General features: G+C 62.0%; 20 protein-coding genes. 16 read left to right on the forward strand and 4 right to left on the reverse strand.

The genetic code is table 11. From position 1 onward, the window contains the following. The 3 genes from CTR53_RS07265 to CTR53_RS07275 form a co-directional block, all read right to left on the reverse strand. Complete coding sequence (locus CTR53_RS07265; protein ID WP_290810601.1) at positions 1–945, reverse strand: nitronate monooxygenase family protein; 945 nt, start codon at positions 943–945, stop codon at positions 1–3. A 62-nt stretch (positions 946–1,007) separates the two neighbouring features. Then, on the reverse strand, positions 1,008–2,234 hold the full coding sequence (locus CTR53_RS07270; protein ID WP_290810604.1) for an acyl-CoA dehydrogenase family protein: 1,227 nt from the start codon (positions 2,232–2,234) through the stop codon (positions 1,008–1,010). Positions 2,235–2,243: 9 nt separating this feature from the next. Further along, positions 2,244–3,353, reverse strand: coding sequence for an acyl-CoA dehydrogenase family protein (locus CTR53_RS07275; RefSeq protein WP_290810607.1), 1,110 nt, complete (start codon positions 3,351–3,353; stop codon positions 2,244–2,246). Positions 3,354–3,662: 309 nt separating this feature from the next. Here CTR53_RS07275 and CTR53_RS07280 point away from each other — a divergent pair, with 309 nt between their 5' ends. The 13 genes from CTR53_RS07280 (at position 3,663) to CTR53_RS07340 (ending at position 16,063) form a co-directional block, all read left to right on the forward strand. After that, on the forward strand, positions 3,663–4,526 hold the full coding sequence (locus tag CTR53_RS07280) for a crotonase/enoyl-CoA hydratase family protein (protein WP_290810610.1): 864 nt from the start codon (positions 3,663–3,665) through the stop codon (positions 4,524–4,526). Between the two features lie 78 nt (positions 4,527–4,604). After that, on the forward strand, positions 4,605–6,113 hold the full coding sequence (locus tag CTR53_RS07285; protein WP_290810613.1) for an aldehyde dehydrogenase family protein: 1,509 nt from the start codon (positions 4,605–4,607) through the stop codon (positions 6,111–6,113). 76 nt (positions 6,114–6,189) lie between these two features. Beyond that, entirely contained in the window at positions 6,190–6,633 is a 444-nt protein-coding gene (locus tag CTR53_RS07290; protein WP_290810616.1) for a tripartite tricarboxylate transporter TctB family protein, read from the forward strand. A gap of 3 nt (positions 6,634–6,636) precedes the next feature. Further along, the gene (locus tag CTR53_RS07295; protein WP_290810619.1) at positions 6,637–8,136 is read left to right on the forward strand and encodes a tripartite tricarboxylate transporter permease; all 1,500 of its coding nucleotides are present in this window, start codon (positions 6,637–6,639) and stop codon (positions 8,134–8,136) included. A 19-nt stretch (positions 8,137–8,155) separates the two neighbouring features. Continuing rightward, on the forward strand, positions 8,156–9,145 hold the full coding sequence (locus CTR53_RS07300; RefSeq protein WP_290810623.1) for a tripartite tricarboxylate transporter substrate binding protein: 990 nt from the start codon (positions 8,156–8,158) through the stop codon (positions 9,143–9,145). Further along, the gene (locus tag CTR53_RS07305; protein WP_290810626.1) at positions 9,075–10,178 is read left to right on the forward strand and encodes a tripartite tricarboxylate transporter substrate binding protein; all 1,104 of its coding nucleotides are present in this window, start codon (positions 9,075–9,077) and stop codon (positions 10,176–10,178) included. The genes CTR53_RS07300 and CTR53_RS07305 overlap by 71 nt, the downstream gene beginning before the upstream one ends. Before the next feature lie 51 nt (positions 10,179–10,229). Next, a complete protein-coding gene (locus CTR53_RS07310; protein ID WP_290810628.1) occupies positions 10,230–11,411 on the forward strand; it encodes a hypothetical protein in 1,182 nt (393 codons plus the stop codon). Beyond that, positions 11,408–11,854, forward strand: coding sequence for an OB-fold domain-containing protein (locus CTR53_RS07315; RefSeq protein ID WP_290810631.1), 447 nt, complete (start codon positions 11,408–11,410; stop codon positions 11,852–11,854). Before CTR53_RS07310 ends, CTR53_RS07315 begins: the two co-directional genes overlap by 4 nt. Positions 11,855–11,874: 20 nt before the next feature. After that, a complete protein-coding gene (locus tag CTR53_RS07320) occupies positions 11,875–12,384 on the forward strand; it encodes a MaoC family dehydratase N-terminal domain-containing protein (RefSeq protein ID WP_290810634.1) in 510 nt (169 codons plus the stop codon). Continuing rightward, a complete protein-coding gene (locus CTR53_RS07325; RefSeq protein ID WP_290810637.1) occupies positions 12,365–12,787 on the forward strand; it encodes a MaoC/PaaZ C-terminal domain-containing protein in 423 nt (140 codons plus the stop codon). Before CTR53_RS07320 ends, CTR53_RS07325 begins: the two co-directional genes overlap by 20 nt. Before the next feature lie 40 nt (positions 12,788–12,827). Continuing rightward, positions 12,828–14,051, forward strand: coding sequence for a CaiB/BaiF CoA-transferase family protein (locus CTR53_RS07330; protein WP_290810640.1), 1,224 nt, complete (start codon positions 12,828–12,830; stop codon positions 14,049–14,051). Positions 14,052–14,150: 99 nt separating this feature from the next. Beyond that, positions 14,151–15,209, forward strand: a complete 1,059-nt coding sequence (locus CTR53_RS07335) for a cupin domain-containing protein (protein ID WP_290810643.1) — start codon at positions 14,151–14,153, stop codon at positions 15,207–15,209. Continuing rightward, positions 15,206–16,063, forward strand: coding sequence for a fumarylacetoacetate hydrolase family protein (locus CTR53_RS07340; RefSeq protein ID WP_290810646.1), 858 nt, complete (start codon positions 15,206–15,208; stop codon positions 16,061–16,063). The genes CTR53_RS07335 and CTR53_RS07340 overlap by 4 nt, the downstream gene beginning before the upstream one ends. A 91-nt stretch (positions 16,064–16,154) precedes the next feature. Here the strand turns inward: CTR53_RS07340 and CTR53_RS07345 are convergent, their stop codons facing one another. After that, a complete protein-coding gene (locus CTR53_RS07345) occupies positions 16,155–16,520 on the reverse strand; it encodes an EthD domain-containing protein (protein WP_290810649.1) in 366 nt (121 codons plus the stop codon). Positions 16,521–16,639: 119 nt separating this feature from the next. Here CTR53_RS07345 and CTR53_RS07350 point away from each other — a divergent pair, with 119 nt between their 5' ends. The 3 genes from CTR53_RS07350 to CTR53_RS07360 are packed head-to-tail and all read left to right on the forward strand — an operon-like array spanning position 16,640 to position 19,841. Continuing rightward, positions 16,640–17,452, forward strand: coding sequence for an SDR family NAD(P)-dependent oxidoreductase (locus CTR53_RS07350; RefSeq protein WP_290810652.1), 813 nt, complete (start codon positions 16,640–16,642; stop codon positions 17,450–17,452). A 2-nt stretch (positions 17,453–17,454) separates the two neighbouring features. Beyond that, the gene (locus CTR53_RS07355; RefSeq protein ID WP_290810655.1) at positions 17,455–18,888 is read left to right on the forward strand and encodes a CoA transferase; all 1,434 of its coding nucleotides are present in this window, start codon (positions 17,455–17,457) and stop codon (positions 18,886–18,888) included. Further along, positions 18,888–19,841, forward strand: coding sequence for an ornithine cyclodeaminase family protein (locus CTR53_RS07360; RefSeq protein WP_290810658.1), 954 nt, complete (start codon positions 18,888–18,890; stop codon positions 19,839–19,841). Before CTR53_RS07355 ends, CTR53_RS07360 begins: the two co-directional genes overlap by 1 nt. Positions 19,842–19,854: the final 13 nt, after the last annotated feature.

Raw genomic sequence — 19,854 nt, forward strand, 5'->3', positions numbered from 1 at the left:
CTAGGCGGCCAGCAAGGCTTTCGCAGCGCGATATTCGGCATCGATGCGATCGACGAATTCGGCAACGCTAGGGATATCCTTCACGGCGCCGATGCCCTGGCCGGCAGCCCAGATATCGCGCCAGACCTTCTTGGCGCCGGTGTTATAGGGCGTACCGCGCGGGGGTAGATTTTCCGGGTCGAGGCCTGCGTCGCGGATCGAAGGCTTGAGGTAATTGCCGTTCACGCCGCTGAAGAGGTCGGTATAGATGACGTCGGTGGCGCTTGAATCAACCACCATCTGCTTGTGGGCCAGTGGCGCACCGGCTTCCTTGGTGGCGATGAAGGCGGAACCGATATAGGCAAGATCGCAACCCATCGCCTGCGCCGCCAGGACCGAGCGGCCGTTGGCGATGGCGCCTGACAGGATCAGCAGGCCATCGAACCACTCGCGGATTTCCTGCACCAGCGCGAAAGGCGAGAGGCGGCCGCCATGGCCACCGGCACCTGCGGCCACGGCGATCAGGCCGTCGACGCCGGCACTCGCTGCCTTGCGCGCATGCACGATATTGGTGACATCGTGAATCACCAGGCCACCGTAGGAATGTATGGCATCGATCAGCGGCTTCTGCACACCCAGCGCCGTGATCACGATCGGCACGCGATGCTTCACGCAGCTGGCCAGATCGGCCTGAAGCCGCTCGTTGGTCTTGTGAACGATCAGGTTGACGGCATAGGGCGCCGACGGCCGCGACGGGTGCGCCTTGTCATGGGCCGCCAGTTCCGCGTTCAGATTCGACAGCCATTCGTCCAGCACTTCGGCCGGTCGCGCACTCAGGGCCGGGAAGGTGCCGATGACACCGGCCTTGCACTGCGCGAGCGCTAGATTGTAGTCGGAGGCGATCAGCATCGGAGCGCCGACCAGAGGTACGCGCAGGCGGCCCTGCAGGGCATGTGGCAATGCCATTTCTCTTTCCTTCCCTATGAAATTTATCTGCCGGTCCGGCGCAGCCGTGGCGCCTTCGGCACTTACTGCTTTGCGAGGTCCTTGAACGGAATGTCCTTGTCCACGCGGATTTCCGCCGGCATGCCCAGAACGCGCTCGGCAATGACGGTGCGGAGAATCTCTTCGGTGCCGCCGCCGATACGCGTTCCCGGCGCATCCAGCAGCGCCTGCTGCATGACCGCTTTCAGCGGGCTTAAGCCGGGATCGACCAGCGAGCCGGTCATTTCCAGCAATTCGCTGCCGAAACGTGCAATGGCCTGACGCTTGTTGGCGTTGACGATTTTCAGCATCGAACTTTCCGGCCCGGGCGTCTGGCCGCGGGACAGCGCCGTCATGGTGCGGAACCTGGTGAACCGCATGCCCTGCTGCTGCACATACCAGTCCGCCAGCTTGTCGCGGATCAGTGCATTGCGCAGGGCGGGGCCGTCTTCCAGCTCAAGCTGCCGGCACAGCCGGAACAGATCGGCGAAATTGGGCTCGCGGGATTCGCCGACGGCCAGCCGTTCGTTCATCAGCGTGGCGACGGCCACCTTCCAGCCATCGCCCACCGCACCCAGGCGCTGTGCATCGGGGATGCGGACATCGGTGAAGAAGACTTCATTGAAGTTGGAGGAATCAGAAATCTGCCGGATCGGCTTGATGGTGATGCCCGGCGACTTCATGTTGAGGAAGAAGAATGTCAGGCCCTTGTGTTTCGGCAGCGAGGGATCGCTGCGGGTGACCAGGACGCCCCAGTCGGAGAAATGTGCCCCTGACGTCCAGATTTTCTGGCCGTTGATCACCCAGTCGTCACCGTCCTTCACGGACCTGGTCTGCAGTGCAGCCACATCCGATCCGGCAGCCGGCTCGGAGAAAAGCTGGCACCAGATTTCCTCGCCGCGCACGGCCGGGCCCACGAAGCGGGTCTTCTGCTCCTCGGTGGCGAAGGTCATCATGGTGGGAATGCACATGCCCAGGCCGATGTCGAAGACGCTGTGCGGCACCAGATAGTTCGATTGTTCCTGGTCGAAGATCACTTGGTAGATCTGCGGCAGGGCGCGGCCGCCATACTGTTTCGGCCAACTCAGGCCGACCAGGCCGGCTTCGGCCTTCTTGCGCTGCCATTCGCGGGCCAGCGGCAGCATGTCCAGCGACCCATAGGAGACCGGATACACCGTCCGGGTCTCGCTTTTCGGTTCGGCATTGGCTTCCAGAAAGGCGCGCACTTCGGCGCGGAACGCCGCTTCTTCGGGAGTATCGCTGAAATCCATGACTGTTCCTCAGGCGGCGTTGCGTTGTTCGAGAGTCTGGATGAGGCGGTCCTTCCAGATGCGGGGACTGCCGAGCATGACCGCCAGCAGCGCTGCGCGCCGGTAATACAGGTGGCAGTCAAACTCCCAGGTGAAGCCGACGCCGCCATGCGTCTGGATATTTTCCTTGGAGGCGAACCAGTAAGCCTCGCAGGCTGAAATACGGGCCGCCGCTGCTGCGACAGGCAGTTCGGCTGGCCCGTTCTGCAGCGCCCACGCGCCGTAATAGGCATTTGACCGCGCCGTCTCGATGGCGATCCACATATCGGCGAGCTTGTGCTTGATCGCCTGATACGAGCCGATCTGTCGCCCGAAGGAGCGTCGCTGCAGCGAATAGTCCCGCGCCATCTCAAGCGAGCGCTGCGCACCGCCGATCTGTTCGAAGGACACCAGGACCGCGGCGCCATCGATCAGGGTTTCGATCACGCTCCAGCCAGTCTGGCCAGCCAGAAGCTCGGCTGGCGCACGGTTGAAGGTCACTTTTGCATGGCCGCGGCTGTCGTCGACGCTGTCCACGGCTTCGATGGCGACAGCCGGCTGGCGCAGGTCGGCGCGGCAGAGCACGATCCGGCCCTGGCTGTCACGTGCGACGACGATGGCGAAATCAGCGCAATCCGCGTCGATGACCGGCAGTTTGGTCCCGGACAGCGTCTTGCCGTCGAATGTCGTGCCGATGGTCTTGGCCGATGGCGCCGCTGTGCCCTCCGAAAGGGCAAAGGTGCCGATCACGCTGCCATCGGCGAGGCCCGGCAGCCAAGCTGTCTTCTGCCGTTCGTCGGCGGCCTGCAGGATCGCATTGGTGGCGAGATAGGCCGAAGACGAGAAGGGGACGGGTGCGACGCAGCGCCCCAGTTCCTCTGCGATGACGCAAAGGTCGATATAGCTCAGTCCAAGGCCGCCGTATTCCTCCGGGATGGCAGTGCCCATCCAGCCCATATCGGCAATTGCCTGCCAGAGCGTGCGATCGAACGGAGCGCCATCCAGCCGTGCGTTGACCTTGGCCGGGGTGCAGTGCTTTTCCAGAAAGCGGCGCGCTTGGCTCCGCAGCTCCTGCTGCTCGTCAGAGAAATCAAAATTCATGTTTGGTCTGTTTCCGCCCTGAAATTTCCGCAGGGCGAGGCACACGCGTGGCGGCCTCGATGCGGCGTCGCTTAATTTTTCAAATCCAATGGTAGTGCCATTAATAATTGTGAGTCAAGACGGAAAAAATACGGCGAAGTCAGACCGATAAGGGCCGCTAATTAACGCAACATAATATGGATAAAAACGCATATTTTCGCATGTGCACCCTTCTGAGTGTGGCGGAAAGTGTGTTGACTTAATGGTCCTACCATGGCAGAAGGCGGCAACAACGGCGATTTGTTCAGCGCCCGCCTGCAGGGAGGAAAAATGGATTACACCAGTCTCAAATACGAAATCGCCAAAGGTATTCTGACGATTACCCTGAACCGGCCGGCCAAGCTGAATGCCGTCACCTGGCAGATGCGCGACGAACTGATCCACGCGCTCGACCAGGCGGATGCCGATGACGGCGTGCGTGTTGTGATCATCACCGGCGAAGGCCGCGCCTTCTCCGCCGGTGCGGACCTGTCGAGCGGCGCCGACCACTGGAATTTCGACAAGCGCAACGAACCTGCCGACACCTTCCCGACGAATCGGGATGGCGGCGGCGCCGTCACCCTGCGGCTGTTCGATCTCAAAAAGCCCGTCATTGCCGCCGTGAACGGCGCCGCCACAGGCTTTGGCGCCACCATGCTGCTGCCGATGGATATCCGCCTGGCGTCGATCAATGCCCGGGTCGGCTTTGTGTTCACGCGCCGCGGTGTGGTGATGGAGGCCGCGAGTTCGTGGTTCCTGCCGCGCGTCATCGGCATCAACCATGCGATGGAATGGGTGATGTCCGGCCGCCTGGTCGGTGCGCAGGAAGCCGCAGATGCGGGCCTGTTCAACAGCGTGCATGCGCCGGAAGACCTGTTGCCGGAAGCGCGCCGGATCGCTGCCGAAATCCGCGACAATGCTGCCCCCGTCTCTGTCGCGCTTTGCCGCCAGATGATGTGGAAAATGCTGACGGCCGATCATCCGATGGAAGCGCACAAGATCGATTCACGCGGCATGCGCGCGCTCGGGAAGACCACCGATGCCCGCGAAGGCATCGCCTCCTTCCTGGAAAAGCGCCCGCCGCAATTCTCCAACAGGCCCTCGGCCGACATGCCGGATTTCTATCCGTGGTGGCAGCCCCGCGAATTTAGCTGACAGCTGGGCATTGCAGACCTCGAGAGACGCGTTGTCCCGGTCGGGATGACGTCCCCCGCACGTAAAGGGAATAACCAGATGACAGTCTTCAAACCGGTGGATCCGGCCTCGCTGACGCCGCACAAGCATCCGTTCATCGACGGCAAGCCGAAGCAGATGCTGATCGGCGGGCAATGGCGCGACGCCCTGTCGGGCAAGACCTTCAAGTCGATCAATCCGTCTACCGGCATGCCGATCGCTGAAATCGCCGATGCCGGCGCCGAAGACATCGATGCGGCAGTCGCCGCCGCACGCCAGGCCTTTGAAACCACCTGGCGCAAAGTCAAGCCGCTGGACCGGCAGGCCATCCTTCTTGCCGCCGCCGACCTGTTCGAAAAGCGCTACGAGGAGTTCGCCTGGCTCGACACCATCGATTACGGCGGGCCGATCAGCCGCACGCGCTCGGGCCAGCGCCGCCATGTCGGCCTGCTGCGCTATTACGCGGCACAGGCCGTCAGCCTGCATGGCGAGACCATCGAAAACTCGCTGCCCGGCGATTTCCTGACCTACACGCTGAAAGAGCCTGTCGGCGTGGTGGGCGCGATCACGCCCTGGAACGGGCCGATCGGCAATTCGATCTGGAAAATCGGTCCGGCACTGGCAGCCGGCTGTACCTTAGTGCTGAAACCATCGGAGCATGCCTCGCTGTCGACCCTGATGTTCGGCCAGCTGATGCTCGATGCCGGCCTGCCGCCGGGCGTGCTGAATATCGTCACCGGTGCGGGCGCAGCAGGCGCAGCGATCGCTGCGCATCCCGGCATCGACAAGATTTCGTTCACCGGATCCACCGCTACGGGTCAGGCGATCGTGCGCGCGTCCGCGGGCAACCTGAAGCGGCTCTCGCTGGAGCTGGGCGGCAAGTCGCCCAACATCGTGTTCGCGGATGCCGATCTCGATGCCGCCGCACCGGGCTCGGCAATGGCGGTCTTCGCCAATTCGGGTCAGATATGCAGCGCCGGCACGCGGCTATTTGTCGAACGCCCGATCTACGACGAATTCGTGGAGCGCGTGTCCGCCATCGGCAAGGCCACAAAGGTCGGCGATGTCTTCGATCCGGAAACGGTCATGGGCCCGCTGGTTTCGGAAGCCCAGCTGACACGCGTCTGTGGCTATCTGGACGCCGGCCGCAATGAAGGCGCACGCGTGCTGGCAGGTGGCGCGCGGCTGCAGGACGGCGACCTGGCCGCCGGCTATTTCGTACCGCCGACGGTGTTTGGCGATGTTCGCGATGACATGAAGATCGCGCGAGAAGAAATCTTCGGCCCGGTCATTTCCGCCATTCCTTTTGACAGCGTCGAGGAGGTTGTCGCCCGCGGCAATGCCACGTCCTTCGGACTCGGCGCCGGTGTGTGGACTAAAGATCTGTCGAAGGCACACAGGGTAAGCCGGGAACTCCAGTCAGGCAGCGTATGGGTGAATTGCTACCAGGCGATGGATCCGGCCGTGCCCTTCGGTGGCTACAAGATGAGCGGCTATGGCCGCGAGTCCGGCATCCAGCATGTCGAGGAATATCTCAACGTCAAGGCGGTGACCATCAAGGTTGCCTGAGTTTCGGATCGCGAGCCGGCGGCAGTCTCGCGGCCGGCTCGCGGCCAGCAAAAAAAAGAAGGGGAGGAGGCATAAAATGTTGGCTGTAAAGAATTCGCGGGATCTCGTTGCCGGCAGCATTCTTGCCATCGTCGGCTTGACGACGGCCTATCTGGGCAAGGGCCTGTCGTTCGGAACCCTATCGCGCATGGGGTCGGGGTTCCTGCCCAACACGCTAAGTTGGATCGTGGTCGGACTGGGCGCGCTGATCCTGCTGCGCAGCCTGTTTGTGACTGATGACGCACCGGAATGGCCGCGGCTGCGACCATTTGCCTTCATCTGCCTTGGCCCGGTTCTGTTTGCGCTGCTGATCGGCCCGCTGGGCCTGATGCCCACCATCATGGTGGTGGCGGCCTTCGTCCGTTGCGCGACCCCGCAGAAGATCACGCCCCGTACTTTCGTGTTCCCGGCTGCGCTGGCCGCCGGATGCGCCTTCGTATTCGTCTACCTGCTCAATCTTCCCATTCCGCTGTGGTTCTGAGCCATGGAGACCTTGCAGAATCTCGTGATGGGCATGGGGCTGGCGATTACGCCGACCAACCTGTTGTTTGCCTTTATCGGCTCCCTGCTCGGAACGCTGATCGGTGTCCTGCCCGGCATCGGACCGCTTGCCACGATATCGATGCTGCTGTCACTGACAGTGGCACTCGATCCGGTCACGTCCCTGATCATGCTATCTGCCATCTTCTATGGCGCGCAGTATGGCGGATCCACGACGGCAATCCTGTGCAACCTGCCGGGAGAGGCGACCTCGGTCATCACGGCGGTAGATGGCCATCAAATGGCCCTGAAAGGCCGCGCCGGAGCGGCACTGGCAACCGCAGCGCTGTCCTCGCTGATCGCCGGCTGCATCGCCACCGCGCTGATCGCTTTGCTGGCGCCGCCGCTCGCACGCTTCGCGCTGAACTTCAATGCGCCCGAGATTTTCGCCCTCATGTCGCTCGGCCTGCTGGCCTGCGTCATTTTCAGCCCCGGCTCCTTCCTCAAGGCATTGGCAATGGCCTTGCTGGGCGTATTGCTCGGCCTCGTCGGCTCCGATGTCGAAACGGGCGCGCAGCGCATGACGCTTGGTCTGGCCGAACTTTCTGACGGCCTGAGCGTGGTGTCGCTGGCGATCGGCCTGTTCGGCCTGAACGAGATCATCTCGAACCTGAGCCGCCCGGACGGCCGGCAGGTGGCGACCCAGTCGCTCAACCGGCTCTGGCTGAGCCGCAAGGATTTCGGCGCCATGCTTCCTGCAGCCCTGCGCGGCACAGCGCTGGGCTCGATTCTGGGTGTCCTGCCGGGCGGCGGCATGACGCTCAGCACCTTCGCCTCCTACATGCTGGAACGGCGTATCGCCAAAGATCCGGGTGAGTTCGGTCAGGGTGCGATCCAGGGCGTTGCCGGCCCCGAGGCCGCGAATAATGCGGCAGCCCAGACCTCCTTTATTCCCCTCCTGACACTCGGCATCCCGGCCAGCCCCATCATGGCGCTGCTGCTGGGCGCCATGATCATCCAGGGCATCCAGCCGGGCGCCGACGTGATGATCAAACGTCCGGACCTATTCTGGGGGTTGATTGCCAGCATGTGGGTCGGCAACGCGATGCTGGTGATCATCAACCTGCCGATGATCGGCATGTGGGTGCGCCTGCTGCGGGTGCCCTACGACATCCTGTTCCCCGCAATCGTGATCTTCTGCTGCATCGGTTCCTATTCGATCGGCGCCTCGGCGCTCGATCTGGTGATCATGGCGGCGTTCACCGGCGTCGGCACGTTTGCACTGGCTGTCGGATATCCGCTCGTGCCGCTGCTGCTCGGGTTTGTGCTCGGCCCGCTTGCCGAAGAGAACCTGCGGCGTGCGATGTCGCTGGCGAATGGCGATGTCGCGGTCTTCATCGAGCGCCCGGTTTCCGCCGCCATCATCGCCGTGATGGTCCTGCTGATGCTCTCGTTTGTCATTCCAATGCTCCGGCGTGCCCGAAGCGCCAATTCAGAAGCCTGAGAAATCCTGGGAGGGAATCATGAAAAACTCTGCAACCCGACGTTCATTCCTGCGCTGGTCGATGGCCGGTGCCGCAGCACTCAGTGCCGGTTCGCTGCGCGCCCAGTCGAATTTCCCGAACAAGCCGATCAATGTGATCCTGGGTTTCGCACCGGGCGGTGCGATTGACGCGCAGATGCGCATGGTAGCGCCAGCCATGTCGGCCTTCCTGGGGCAGCCGATCGTCATCGACAACAAGCCTGGGGCCGGCGGCAACCTGGCCACCGAGCTGGTCGCCAAGGCTGCGCCGGATGGCTACACAGTGCTGTTCTCTGGTAGCAGCGCGATGACGGTCAATCCCGCCACCTATCCCGCGATCCGCTACGACCCGCTGAAGGATTTCACCCATATCGGGTCGCTGACCAACACGGACCTGATGATTGCGATCAACGCCGATGTTCCCGCCAAAACGGTGCGGGAGTTCGTCGAGCTGACCCATAAGGACCCGACACGTTACAAATACGGCGATGCCGGCGCGGGCGGTTCGCCGCATGTGCTGCTCGAACTGTTCAAGCAGAAATCCGGCGCCAAGATCCAGGGCGTACATTACCGGGGCAGTGGCCCGATGCTGCCAGATCTGCTGGCCAACCAGATCCAGATTTCCTGCGATGTGCCGGCAACTTTCAGGTCGCATATCGAAAGCGGAAAGCTACGCGGCCTGATGATGGTCTCCAACGAGCGCAATCCGCTGTTCCCCAGCGTGCCGACGGCTGCCGAAGCCGGGATTCCCGACATGGCGCTGCCGGGCTTCTTCGGCTTCCACGGTCCGCGCGGCATTCCCGCCGAGGTCGTCGAGAAGCTGCGTGCGGCGATCAGCAAGGCGCAGACCGACGCCGCTATTGCCGAGAAGCTGACCGGACTTGGCCTGGCGCTCTCGGTCGAAAGCCAGCAGAGCTTTGTTGCCCGCATCGAAAAGAACCTCAGGCTTTTCCAGGCTGTGGCGCGGGACGCCAACATCCGCATCGAGTGATCACAACGATAATGAAAACCTATTCGATAGGGAGATAAACACGATGAAATGCATGATTGCTCGACGCGCCTTTCTTGGTGCCGCTCTGGCCGGCGCCATTGCATTACAAATAAGCCCTGCTTTTGCGCAGGCAGAATATCCGAACCAACCCATCCGGATGATCCTCGGTTTCGCCCCCGGTGCGTCACTGGATGCCATGGCCCGGCTCATGGCTGAGCCAATGGCAGAGTATCTGGGCCAGCCGGTCATTGTCGAAAACCGGACGGGGGCCAGCGGAAACCTGGCCGCCGAATATGTCGCGCGATCCAAGCCCGATGGCTACACGATCCTGTTCACCGGCAGCGGCGGCATTGTGGTCAATCCGGCCACCTATACCAACTTGAACTTCGATCCGATCAAGGACTTCACGCACATCGGGTCGCTGGGCAATGCCGATATCATGATGGCGGTGCACCCGTCGGTTCCGGCCAAGACGATCAGCGAGCTGGTCGATCTGACCAAGCAGGATCCGAAGCGTTACAAATACGGCACGTCGGGCGCAGGCAATACCATGCATGTCGTGACAGAGCTGTTCAAACAGCGCACCGGCGCGCAGATCGAAGGCGTGCATTATCGCGGTCAGGGCCCGTTGACCCCCGATCTTCTCGCCAACCAGGTGCAGATTTCATTCGGCACGCCGGGCGACTTCCGCTCGCATATCGAGGCTGGCGCCTTGCGTGGCCTGTTCGTCATGTCGCCACGCCGGATCGCTGTCCTGCCGGATGTGGCGACCGCCAGCGAAATGGGCTTCCCGGAGCTGAACCGGCGCGGCTGGTGGGGTTGGCATGCCGCTCGTGGCGTTCCGCAACCGATCGTAGACAAGATTCGTGCTGCGATTGCCAGGGGCCAGACCCATCCCGTGGTCTCGGAGAAGCTCCGTGCCATGGGTGTCGAGCTCGAGCCTGAAGCGCAGGCCGACTTCATCCGCCGCATCGAAGACACCCTGAAAGCCTACAAGGATATCGCGAGCGCGGCGAACATCCGCATCCAGTGATGATCCCGTCGCCGCTCAGTCTTTGAATACAACACCAGGAAGGAACTCTTTATGGGAGTCAGAACACTACGGGGAAAGGTTGCTGTCGCCGGTATCGGCGAGACGACCTATTACAAGCACGGCAAAGCTCCGGATGCCGAGTTCAAGCTGGCGCTGCAGGCCATTCTGGCGGCGGCACAGGATGCGGGCATCGATCCGCGTGAGATCGACGGCTTTGCTTCCTACAGCAACGATCGCAACGATCCGTCCCGTATCGCCGCGGCACTGGGCACGCGCGAACTGCGCTTCTCCAACATGCAGTGGGGCGGCGGCGGCGGCGGCGGTGGCGCGGCCGTCGGCAATGCGGCTGCGGCAGTCGCCACCGGCCTGGCGGATTGCGTAGTGGTTTTCCGTGCACTGGCGCAGGGCCAGTTCGCCCGCTTCGGACAAGGTCCGCAGACCAAGACGATCTCCGGCAACAAGGCGTATGAAGCGCCCTACGGCATGATGTCGCCCGGGCAGCAATATGCCATGAAGGTCATGCGTTTCATGCACGAGCATGGCGTCAAGCAGGAAGCGCTGCGCGCCATCGCGCTCGCGTCCTATCACCATGCGCAGGCCAATCCGCGCGCCGTCATGCACGGCCGTCCGCTGGACGAGGCGACATATGACGCCTCGCGCTGGATCGTCGAGCCTTTCCATCTGTTCGACTGCTGCATGGAGAATGACGGTGCGGCGGCGCTGATCTTGGTCTCGGCCGAGCGCGCCAAGGATCTGAAGCAGAAGCCGACCTACGTTCTGGCATCTGCCGGCGGATCGCACCACCGTTGCGGGGCGCCGTCGCATAACGACCCGATCTACGCGACCTCGAACTTCACCACGGTTGCACCGCATCTCTATGACATGGCGGGAATCTCGGCGCGCGATGTCGATGTCCTGCAGTGTTACGAGAACTTCACCGGCGGCGTGCTGATGAGTCTGGTCGAGCATGGCTTCTTCCCGGCCGAAGCGGCGAACGACTTCCTGAAGCCGGAAAACCTGTTCGCCAAGGGCGGCAAGCTGCCGCTCAACACCAGCGGCGGCAACCTGGCCGAATGCTACATGCACGGTCTGGAACTTCAGATCGAAGCCGTTCGCCAGCTGCGCGGCCAGTCGACCAGCCAGGTCGCCGATGTTGACGTCTCGATGGTGGTGGCGGGCCCGATGGTGACGCCGGTCAGTTCCTGCATTTTCGGTTCGGAGGCAACCCTATGAGTCAAGTGAACAAGAGTTATCTGCCCGAAGGGCTGCCGATTCCCGCCGCAGAGCCCCTGGACGAACCGTTCTGGAGCGGCCTCCGCAAGAACAAGATCCGCGTGCAGCGCTGCAAGGCCTGCAGCAACTGGCAGTGGGGACCGGAATGGGTCTGCCACAAATGCCATTCCTTCGATATCGGCTGGGAAGAGATCGAGGGTAAGGGCCGCATCTTCAGCTGGACCAGGATGTGGCATCCGGTTCATCCGGCGCTCAATGGCCATGGCGCCTATATCACGGTGCTGGTTGAAATCCCGCATGCCGGAAATATCCGGATGATCGGCAATCTTCTTGGCGATCCGATGCAGAAGGTCGAGATCGGCGCGATGGTCGAGGCGTCCTTCGAACACCACGAGGCATCCGATCCGCCTTTCTCACTGCTGCACTGGAAATGCGCGGCCTAGGCGGGAAGGAGACCCAGATATTGCCCAAGATCACTTTTCCTGTCGAGGCCACGCATATCATGATGTTTGCGCGCGCGCTCGACGACACAAACCCCGCCTATCACGACGCTGAAGCGGCCCGTCGCAGCGAGGCCGGCGGAATCGTTGCGCCTCCCACCTTCACGACCGCGGTGGCGCAGTTCGATCCTGATTACCCGCTTCGCCCCAAGCATGGCGAGTCCTGGTTCGGCAGCGCCAAAGAGGCAAGCGGGATCACCGGTAAGCCGGCCACCAGCGGCGGCCTGCATGGCGAACAGCATTTCGAATACCTGCGCTATCCCAAACCCGGTGACGTGCTGACCGCTGAGGTCAAGCCGGGCAAGGAGTGGAGCAAGGAAAGCCGGCGTGCCGGCAAGCTCATCTTCCGCGAGCGCATCACCGAGTTTCGCGACCAGGCGGGCGATCTGGTGCTGGTCGCCCGCAGCGTCGGGATCACGACCGAGCGTCCGGTCGAACAGACGGGAGGGGCCAATGGCACTGCGCAGGGCTGAGTTGAAGGTTGGCGACACGCATCGCGAACGGGTGGTCGAGAATCTGTCACGCACCCAGCTGGTGATGTATTCCGGCGCCGGCGGCGATTACAACCCGCTGCATTCCGATGAGATGTACACCGTGCAGGTGGCCGGCTACCCCACGGTCTTCTCTCACGGCATGCTGACCATGGGGCTGACCGGAAAGATGCTGACGAACTATGTCGGCATTGCCCGCCTGACCAAATTCGGCGTGCGCTTCACCAATCAGGTCTGGCCCGGAGACTCGCTCGACGCCATCGCTACCGTGGAGGCAATCCGCGAAGAGGACGGCCTGCATCTGGTCGATCTCGCGCTCTCAACGGTCAATCAGGACGGCAAGGACGTCCTGAGCGGATATGCGACGGCTCGCATCGACCCGTAACCCGTATGCCCGGAATGAAGACATCCCTGAGGAGGGAATGATGGACCAGAAGAGAGTGCTTGAGGGTGTTAAGGTCATCGATCTGAGCGGGGGCGTCGCCGGGCCGCTCTGCGCGATGATGCTGGCACAGCATGGCGCGGATGTGATCAAGGTTGAAACGCCGGATGGCGGTGACTGGTCCCGCATCCTGGGCAAGCGATACAACGATCACTCCGCCTACTCCGTCTTCGCCACGCTTGGCAAACGCAGCATTGCCCTCAATCTCAAGACCGAGAAGGGCAAGGCGGTGCTGTGGCGACTGCTGAAGGGGGCCGACGTCTTCATTGAAGGCTTCCGCCCGGGCACGATCGGGCGTCTCGGCTTCGGCCAGGACGCCGTGCGCGCACGCGAGCCGCAACTGATCTATTACTCGATATCGGGCTTCGGGCAGACCGGGCCGTTATCCGATCGGCCGGCGATGGACCCCATCCTGCAGGCCTATACCGGCATCATGAACGAGAACCGTGGCGAGTTCGATCGCCACCCGCACCGGGTCGCGGTCTCGATGATCGACATGTTCACCGGCCTGCTGGGTTTCCAGGCTGTCGCCATGGCGTTGATCGGCCAGCGTGGCCAGCAGCAGCGCGGCGGATATCTCGATCTCAGCCTGATGCAGGGTGCCGGCATCCTGGCCGCAACCACCATGATCGGCGGCTATCTGGAAGGCGGGATCGCAGCGCGGTCGGGCTATCCGAACGGCGCCTACGATACAGCGGATGGGCGGATCGCCTTCAACATGGTGCGACCCAAGGACTGGGCCATGTTCTGCGATGCGTTGGAGCGGCCGGAGCTGGCCAATGACCCACGCTACGCCGAAGCTGCCGACCGGGAGAAAGATCTGGCGGGCGTTGCGGCAATGCTGCGTCCCATCTTCGCCACCAAGACGACAGCCGTGCTGGCCGACCGGCTGACCGAACGCGGCATCATGAATACCCGCGTCAACAGCTATACCGAGTTCCTGAAGGAAGAGCAGGTCCGTGCCACCGGCATGATTGCCTGGCTCGACCAGCCCGGGATGCCGGACAAGATTCCGATGGCCAATATTCCCGGCCTTCCGCCGTTCCAGAACGGCACGCGCCATGCCCATGCCCCCACCATCGGCGAGCATACGGCGGAGGTGTTGCGCGAGCATGGCTTCTCGGCATCCGAAATCGAGTCGCTGTTCGAACAGGCCATCGCATCCGGCCCTGCTGGAAATGCCGGCACATTGAAAGCGGCGTCCTGACCGAACGTATGCCGCAGACTTTCCCACTCCCGCACTTGTACCCGGTGCATGTTCCAAACCGCGGCAAGACCGAATGGATCGACCAGAAGGGCTCTGAACATGACCATCACCGCTGAACGCAGTTCCGACGCCAGTGCACGAGAAAATCTGCGCGATCTTCTCGCCAAGTATCACTGCCGGGTACATCAGCCCAGCGATCCGCCGCTGTTTTCGCGGGAGCCGAAATCGCCCATGCAGTCGCATCACTGGAAATGGGCTGAGCTTCGCCCGTTGCTGAATGCGATCGGGCAGGGCATCGATCTGAACGCCGATGGCCCTCGCCGGACGCTGCGTCTGGCAAGTCCGGGTCTGGAGAGCGGCACGACCCCCACCTTCTGGGCATCGATCCAGGTGATCCTGCCAGGTGAAGTTGCCGGCGCACACCGGCATTCTGCCAGCGCCTTCCGGTTTGTGATGGAGGGCGGCGGCGCGAATACGACGGTGAATGGCGAGTCCTATGAAATGAACACCGGCGACCTGGTTCTTACGCCGGCCTGGGCCTGGCATGACCATACCTATAACGGTTCCACGCCGATGATATGGCTGGATATCCTGGACATCCCGCTGATGCATGTCCTGCATGCGACATTCTTCGAGTCCTATGACAGCCCGACGCAGCCGGTCTCCAATGTTCCGGATCGTTCCTCCCGGCGATACGGCAGTGGGCTGATGCGCCCAACAGAACCGTCGCGGGATGAGCAGACATTAAATCCGTTGCTGGCCTACAAAAAGCAGATGGCGGAAGAGGCGCTGCATCAGGCAGAGGGCGTCGTCGCAGATCCGGTGGATGACGTCATCCTGGAGTATCAGAATCCGGTCAATGGCAAGAGCGCACTGCCTACCCTGTCTTTGCGCCTGCAGAAGCTGCGTCCTAGCATGCGTGGCGCGAAGCGGCGGAACACAGGCTGCCGCCTGTACTATGTGGTCCGGGGAAAGGGTGTGACGCGGGCCGGCGAGGCAGAGTTCCGCTGGTCGGCCGGGGATTTCATCGTAATCGCACCCTGGAACTGGCATTCGCACGCCAATCTTTCGGAGACGGAAGAGGCCGTGCTGTTTCAGGTCACTGACGCGCCGACGCTGAAGGCGTTGGGCTTCTATCGCGAGGAGCTGGAAAAGTGAAACTCTGCATCTTTGCGAAAGACCGGATCGGCGCGATCTCGGATTCTTCCGTCACGGACATTACCGATCTGGTGCCGCAGCCATACCGGGATGACCCCGGCATGGCGATGAATGTCCTGATCAGGAACTGGGCAAATGTCCGGCAGGAGATATCCCGGGCGCTTTCCTCGCTGCCGAAGCTGCCGCTGGACTCGGTTCAGCTCAGCGCGCCGGTCTGTGCTCCGCCGCATGTCTTTGCCGCGCCGGCAAACTACCGCAAGCATATCGGCGAGCTTGGTGCGCAGGCTGTCACCAAGACCACGCGGACCGCCCGCGAACAGGGCTTTTTCCTGAAAGCGCCGGGATCGATCACCGGCATGGCGGAAGGAATCACCCTGCCGGATCGCCCCGGCCGCCGCTTCGATCATGAATCGGAGCTTGCCGTCATCATCGGCACCGGCGGGAAGAATATTCCGCGACGTGAAGCGCTGTCGCATGTCTTCGGCTACAGCTGCCTGGTGGATCTCACGATGCGGATCGAGCCGGGGACGCATGAAGAAGAGCGCTCCATGCGCAAATCCTTCTCCACCTTCACGCCCATCGGGCCGTGGATCGTGACGGCCGATGAGATCCCCCAACCGCAGGGCCTGTCGAACCGGCTGTGGGTGAATGGTCAGCTGAAACAGCAGGCCAACACCGCCGAAATGATTGTCGCCGTCGATGAACTGATCGAGCTGGTCTCCGGCGTGATCGAGCTGTCGCCCGGCGATGTGATCGCCAGCGGGACCCCGGAGGGCGTCGGTCCGGTGGTCAAAGGCGACAGCGTAGAGATCGAAATCGAGAAGATCGGCCGCATGACGCTGCAGGTCCGGTAACGGCTATAGCGCGCCATATCCGCCTCGCCAACAAATCAGGGCCCGCTTCAGGAAATGAAGCGGGCCCTGCATTTTTGCGTCGATGCGGTGGTCAGTTCTTATCGAGCGGGATTACGACCTCTTCCATGACGACATAGGTCATCCGGGTGTAGTCCATGAATTTGGTGCTGCTGGCTTTGCGCTCATCACTCATCCAGGCGCTGCCGGTCATCGCGGCGGTGAGGTCTTCCAGAGTATCGAAATGCAGTTCGACGATCGCGTCGCACTGCATCTGCTGGCCGCCGCCCGGCTGCTTCACATCCGACTGAGGCGACTGCACCGGGAAATTCCCGACATACTTGCGCAATTTGGGCAGGCGCGACTTCACCACGCGATTATGCACGTCCTTCCAGTACTGGACCGTCTCTTCATGCGTCTTGTTCGGCGGACGGTAAATGATGCTGATATGCTTGAACACAGGCTTCCTCCGGAATTTCTAATGGACCCCGTATTAATACGGGCCCGGGGCCCCACGCACAATACGAATACTCCATATATTATGAAGTATATGAGATTTGCGGTGGGGCATCTTTTGATTTGACATCTAATGGTGCTACCAATAAAAAAGAAACCAATCAAAAACGATCTGTGAATGGAGGAACTATGACCCACTTCGTGCGCCGTGCGCTAGTGACCGGAGCGGCATCTGGAATCGGAGCGGCGACAGTTGAACTGCTGGCCCGCCGCGGCATTCATGTCCTGATGGCGGATCGCGATCCGACCGTGGTTGAGAAAGCCGGCAAGGTCTCCGGTGCTGTCGGATATGTGATGGATCTTGGCCGCGAGGACGAGATCGTCGCCCTGGCAGATTACGCCAAGCAGAAATTTGGCGGTTGCGACATTCTGATCAACAATGCCGGAATCGCACCCAAGAAGGACGGGCGCGGATACAAGGTAACGGAGATCGATTCCGCGCTCTGGAATCAGGTCATGATGATCAATTTGACCGCTCCGTTCCTGCTGTGCCGTGAATTGCTGCCGGCTATGCAGGTCAACAAATGGGGCAGGGTGATCAATGTCTCCTCCCGCGCGGGCCGCACCCAGGTCGGTGGAGTGTCGAGCTTCTATTCCGCATCGAAGGCCGGGCTTATCGGTTTCACCCGGCAGCTGGCCAATGAGTATGTGGCCGACGGCGTCACGGTAAACTGTGTTGCACCGGGCCCGGTGCAGACCCCGCTGGCGACGCAGAGTTCGGAAGCCCAGAAGCAGCGCGTGCTGGACGGGATTCCGATGAAGCGCCCGGCGACGGCGATGGAAATTGCGGTGGCGATCGATTTCCTGTCTACCCCGGAAGCGGCCTACGTGACAGGGACCTGCATGGATGTGAACGGCGGCGGCTATATGGCCTGAGCATGCTGCCGGAACAGATAGAGGCGCATGCGCTCGCGCTGCTTTCGCAGATGGGGCTCGATGCCGCATCATTTCCGGCGCGGCATCCACTCAGGATCATCGGTGATGTGCCGGCCTTCGACACCCAGCACCGGATTGTCGAGGCGGCTGCCATATCGCTTGCAGCCTATGCCATCGCGGTGGACTGCTTCTGGCAGGAGAATCGCGGTCGGGCGCAAAGGCTCTCCATCGATCTGCTGCAGGCTGCCGCGGCGATCTATCCGGTGCGATATCAGAAGCAGAACGGCTATCCGATGCCGCTGCTGCCCGGTGCGGAACTGGCGCAGGATTTCTTCCCGACCCGGGATGAACGCTGGTTTTATCCGGTGGCGTCGTATCCCCATCTCCGGAACAGGGCACTGGAGATTCTCGACTGCGCCAACACCAAAGCTGCATTGGGTCGGGCGATCGCCGGCCATAAAGCCGATGAACTGGAAGCGCTGTTTACCGCGCACAAGATACCGGCGGCCTATGTACGGACCAAACCCGAGTGGCAGGCCCATCCGCAGGGACAGATTCTCGCCAGACTTCCGGCCGTGCAGGTCAGGCAGGTTGGAGACGCCGGATATGTTGCGCCGGCATCAGCGCCTTCGCGGCCGCTGGAAGGTATCCGGGTTCTGGATTTTTCACATGTGATCGCCGGTCCGGTGACAGCCCGCACACTGGCCGAGCACGGTGCGGATGTCTTGCGGGTCTCCGCGCCGCATCAGCCGGATCCCCTGATCCAGATCATGGATACCGGGATCGGCAAGCGCACCGCCTTCCTCGATATCCGCAATCCGGCGGATCTCGACAGACTCAAGGCGCTGTGCCGCACTGCGGATGTGTTCGTCGATTCCTGGCGGCCGGGCGTTCTGGCAAAATACGGACTGACGCCGGAGCAGCTGTCAGACATTCAGCCCAACCTGATCTACGTGACGATCAATACCTTCGGTCCGCATGGTCCATGGGCGGATCGTGGCGGGTTTGAGCAGATCGGTCAGCTTGTTTCGGGAATCTGCCACACCGAAAGCCGCGGCGGCCGGCCGCGCCTGGTGCCGACGCATTTTCTCAATGATTACCTGACCGGTTATCTGGCCGCCGCCGGCGTGGTGGCCGCGCTGACGCGCAGGTTCCGGACTGGTGGCAGCTACCATGTCGCCGCGTCCCTGACCCAGACATCGATGTGGGTGCAAAGCCTAGGCGAGGCCGAGCCGGGTCGGGACACAGTAAATCCGTTCGAGATTTCACCCGTGCTGGAGAAGCGCGCGTCGCCCTTTGGCATGCTGGAGCAGCTGCCTCCCGTAGTGGGGTTCTCTGACACTCCGGCACGCTGGGATCTGCCGCCGCATCCGCTCGGCGCGCATTTGCCGCACTGGCGCAATGACGACGTAATGGCGAGAAGGGCCGAGGCGTAATGCTCTATCTGAAAGAAGCAGAGATCAGGACCCTCATCACCATGGAGGAGGCGATCGCGGCGACCGAGAGTGCATTCGTGGCCAGGGCGCGGCAACGTGCTTACGACGTTCCGCGACAACGCGTCAGATTACCGGAAGCCTCCCTCAACATCATGCAGGGTGCATCGCTGGATCATGATGTCCTGGGCTTCAAGGTTTATTACGTCCTGCCGACCGGCCACACCTCCCTGATCCAGTTGATCGACCGGCACAGCGGACAGCTGGAGGCCATCCTGGAGGCACATTGGCTGGGCCGGCTGCGGACCGGCGCGGCCACAGCGGTTGCGGTGAAGCATCTCGGTAAAAGAAATGCCCGGGTTGTGGGAATGTTCGGTTCGGGCCGCCAGGCCGTCAGCCAGCTGCAGGCTCTCCGGGCGGTCATGGATGTTGCGGTCGCCAAGGTCTTCAGTCGCGACAGGGAAAAGCTGCAGCAATTCTGCACCACCATGTCTGCAGAACTCGAGATGGATGTCCGTCCGGCGGGATCACCGCGCGAGGTGGTCGAGGGCGCCGATGTGATCGTGACCATCACAAGAGGCGGGGCCCCGGTCTTCGATGGAAACTGGCTTGAAAGCGGTCAGTTCATTTCATGCGCCGGGGTCAATACCCTGGCGAAGCATGAAATCGATCTGACGACAGTGCGGCGCGCTGAGGTGGTTGTCGCCGATTCCCGGGATACGGCAAGAACCGAAAGCGGTGACCTGTTTCAGGCCGTGGAGGCAGGGATTCTGAGTTGGGAGAATGTCATCGACTTCGGCGATGTGGCCGCAGGACTCAGAAAAGGCAGAACCAGCGAAACCGATATCGTGCTGTTCGAATCCCATGGCATGGCGCTGCAGGATATCTATTGCGCTATGCATGTCGTGCGAGCGGCCAGGGAACGTGGCGTCGGCTCGGCGCATTATCCGGGTTGACCGCGAAGGCGCG

The sequence above is a fragment of the Ferrovibrio sp. genome (assembly GCF_002796975.1).
Lineage (GTDB): Bacteria > Pseudomonadota > Alphaproteobacteria > Ferrovibrionales > Ferrovibrionaceae > Ferrovibrio.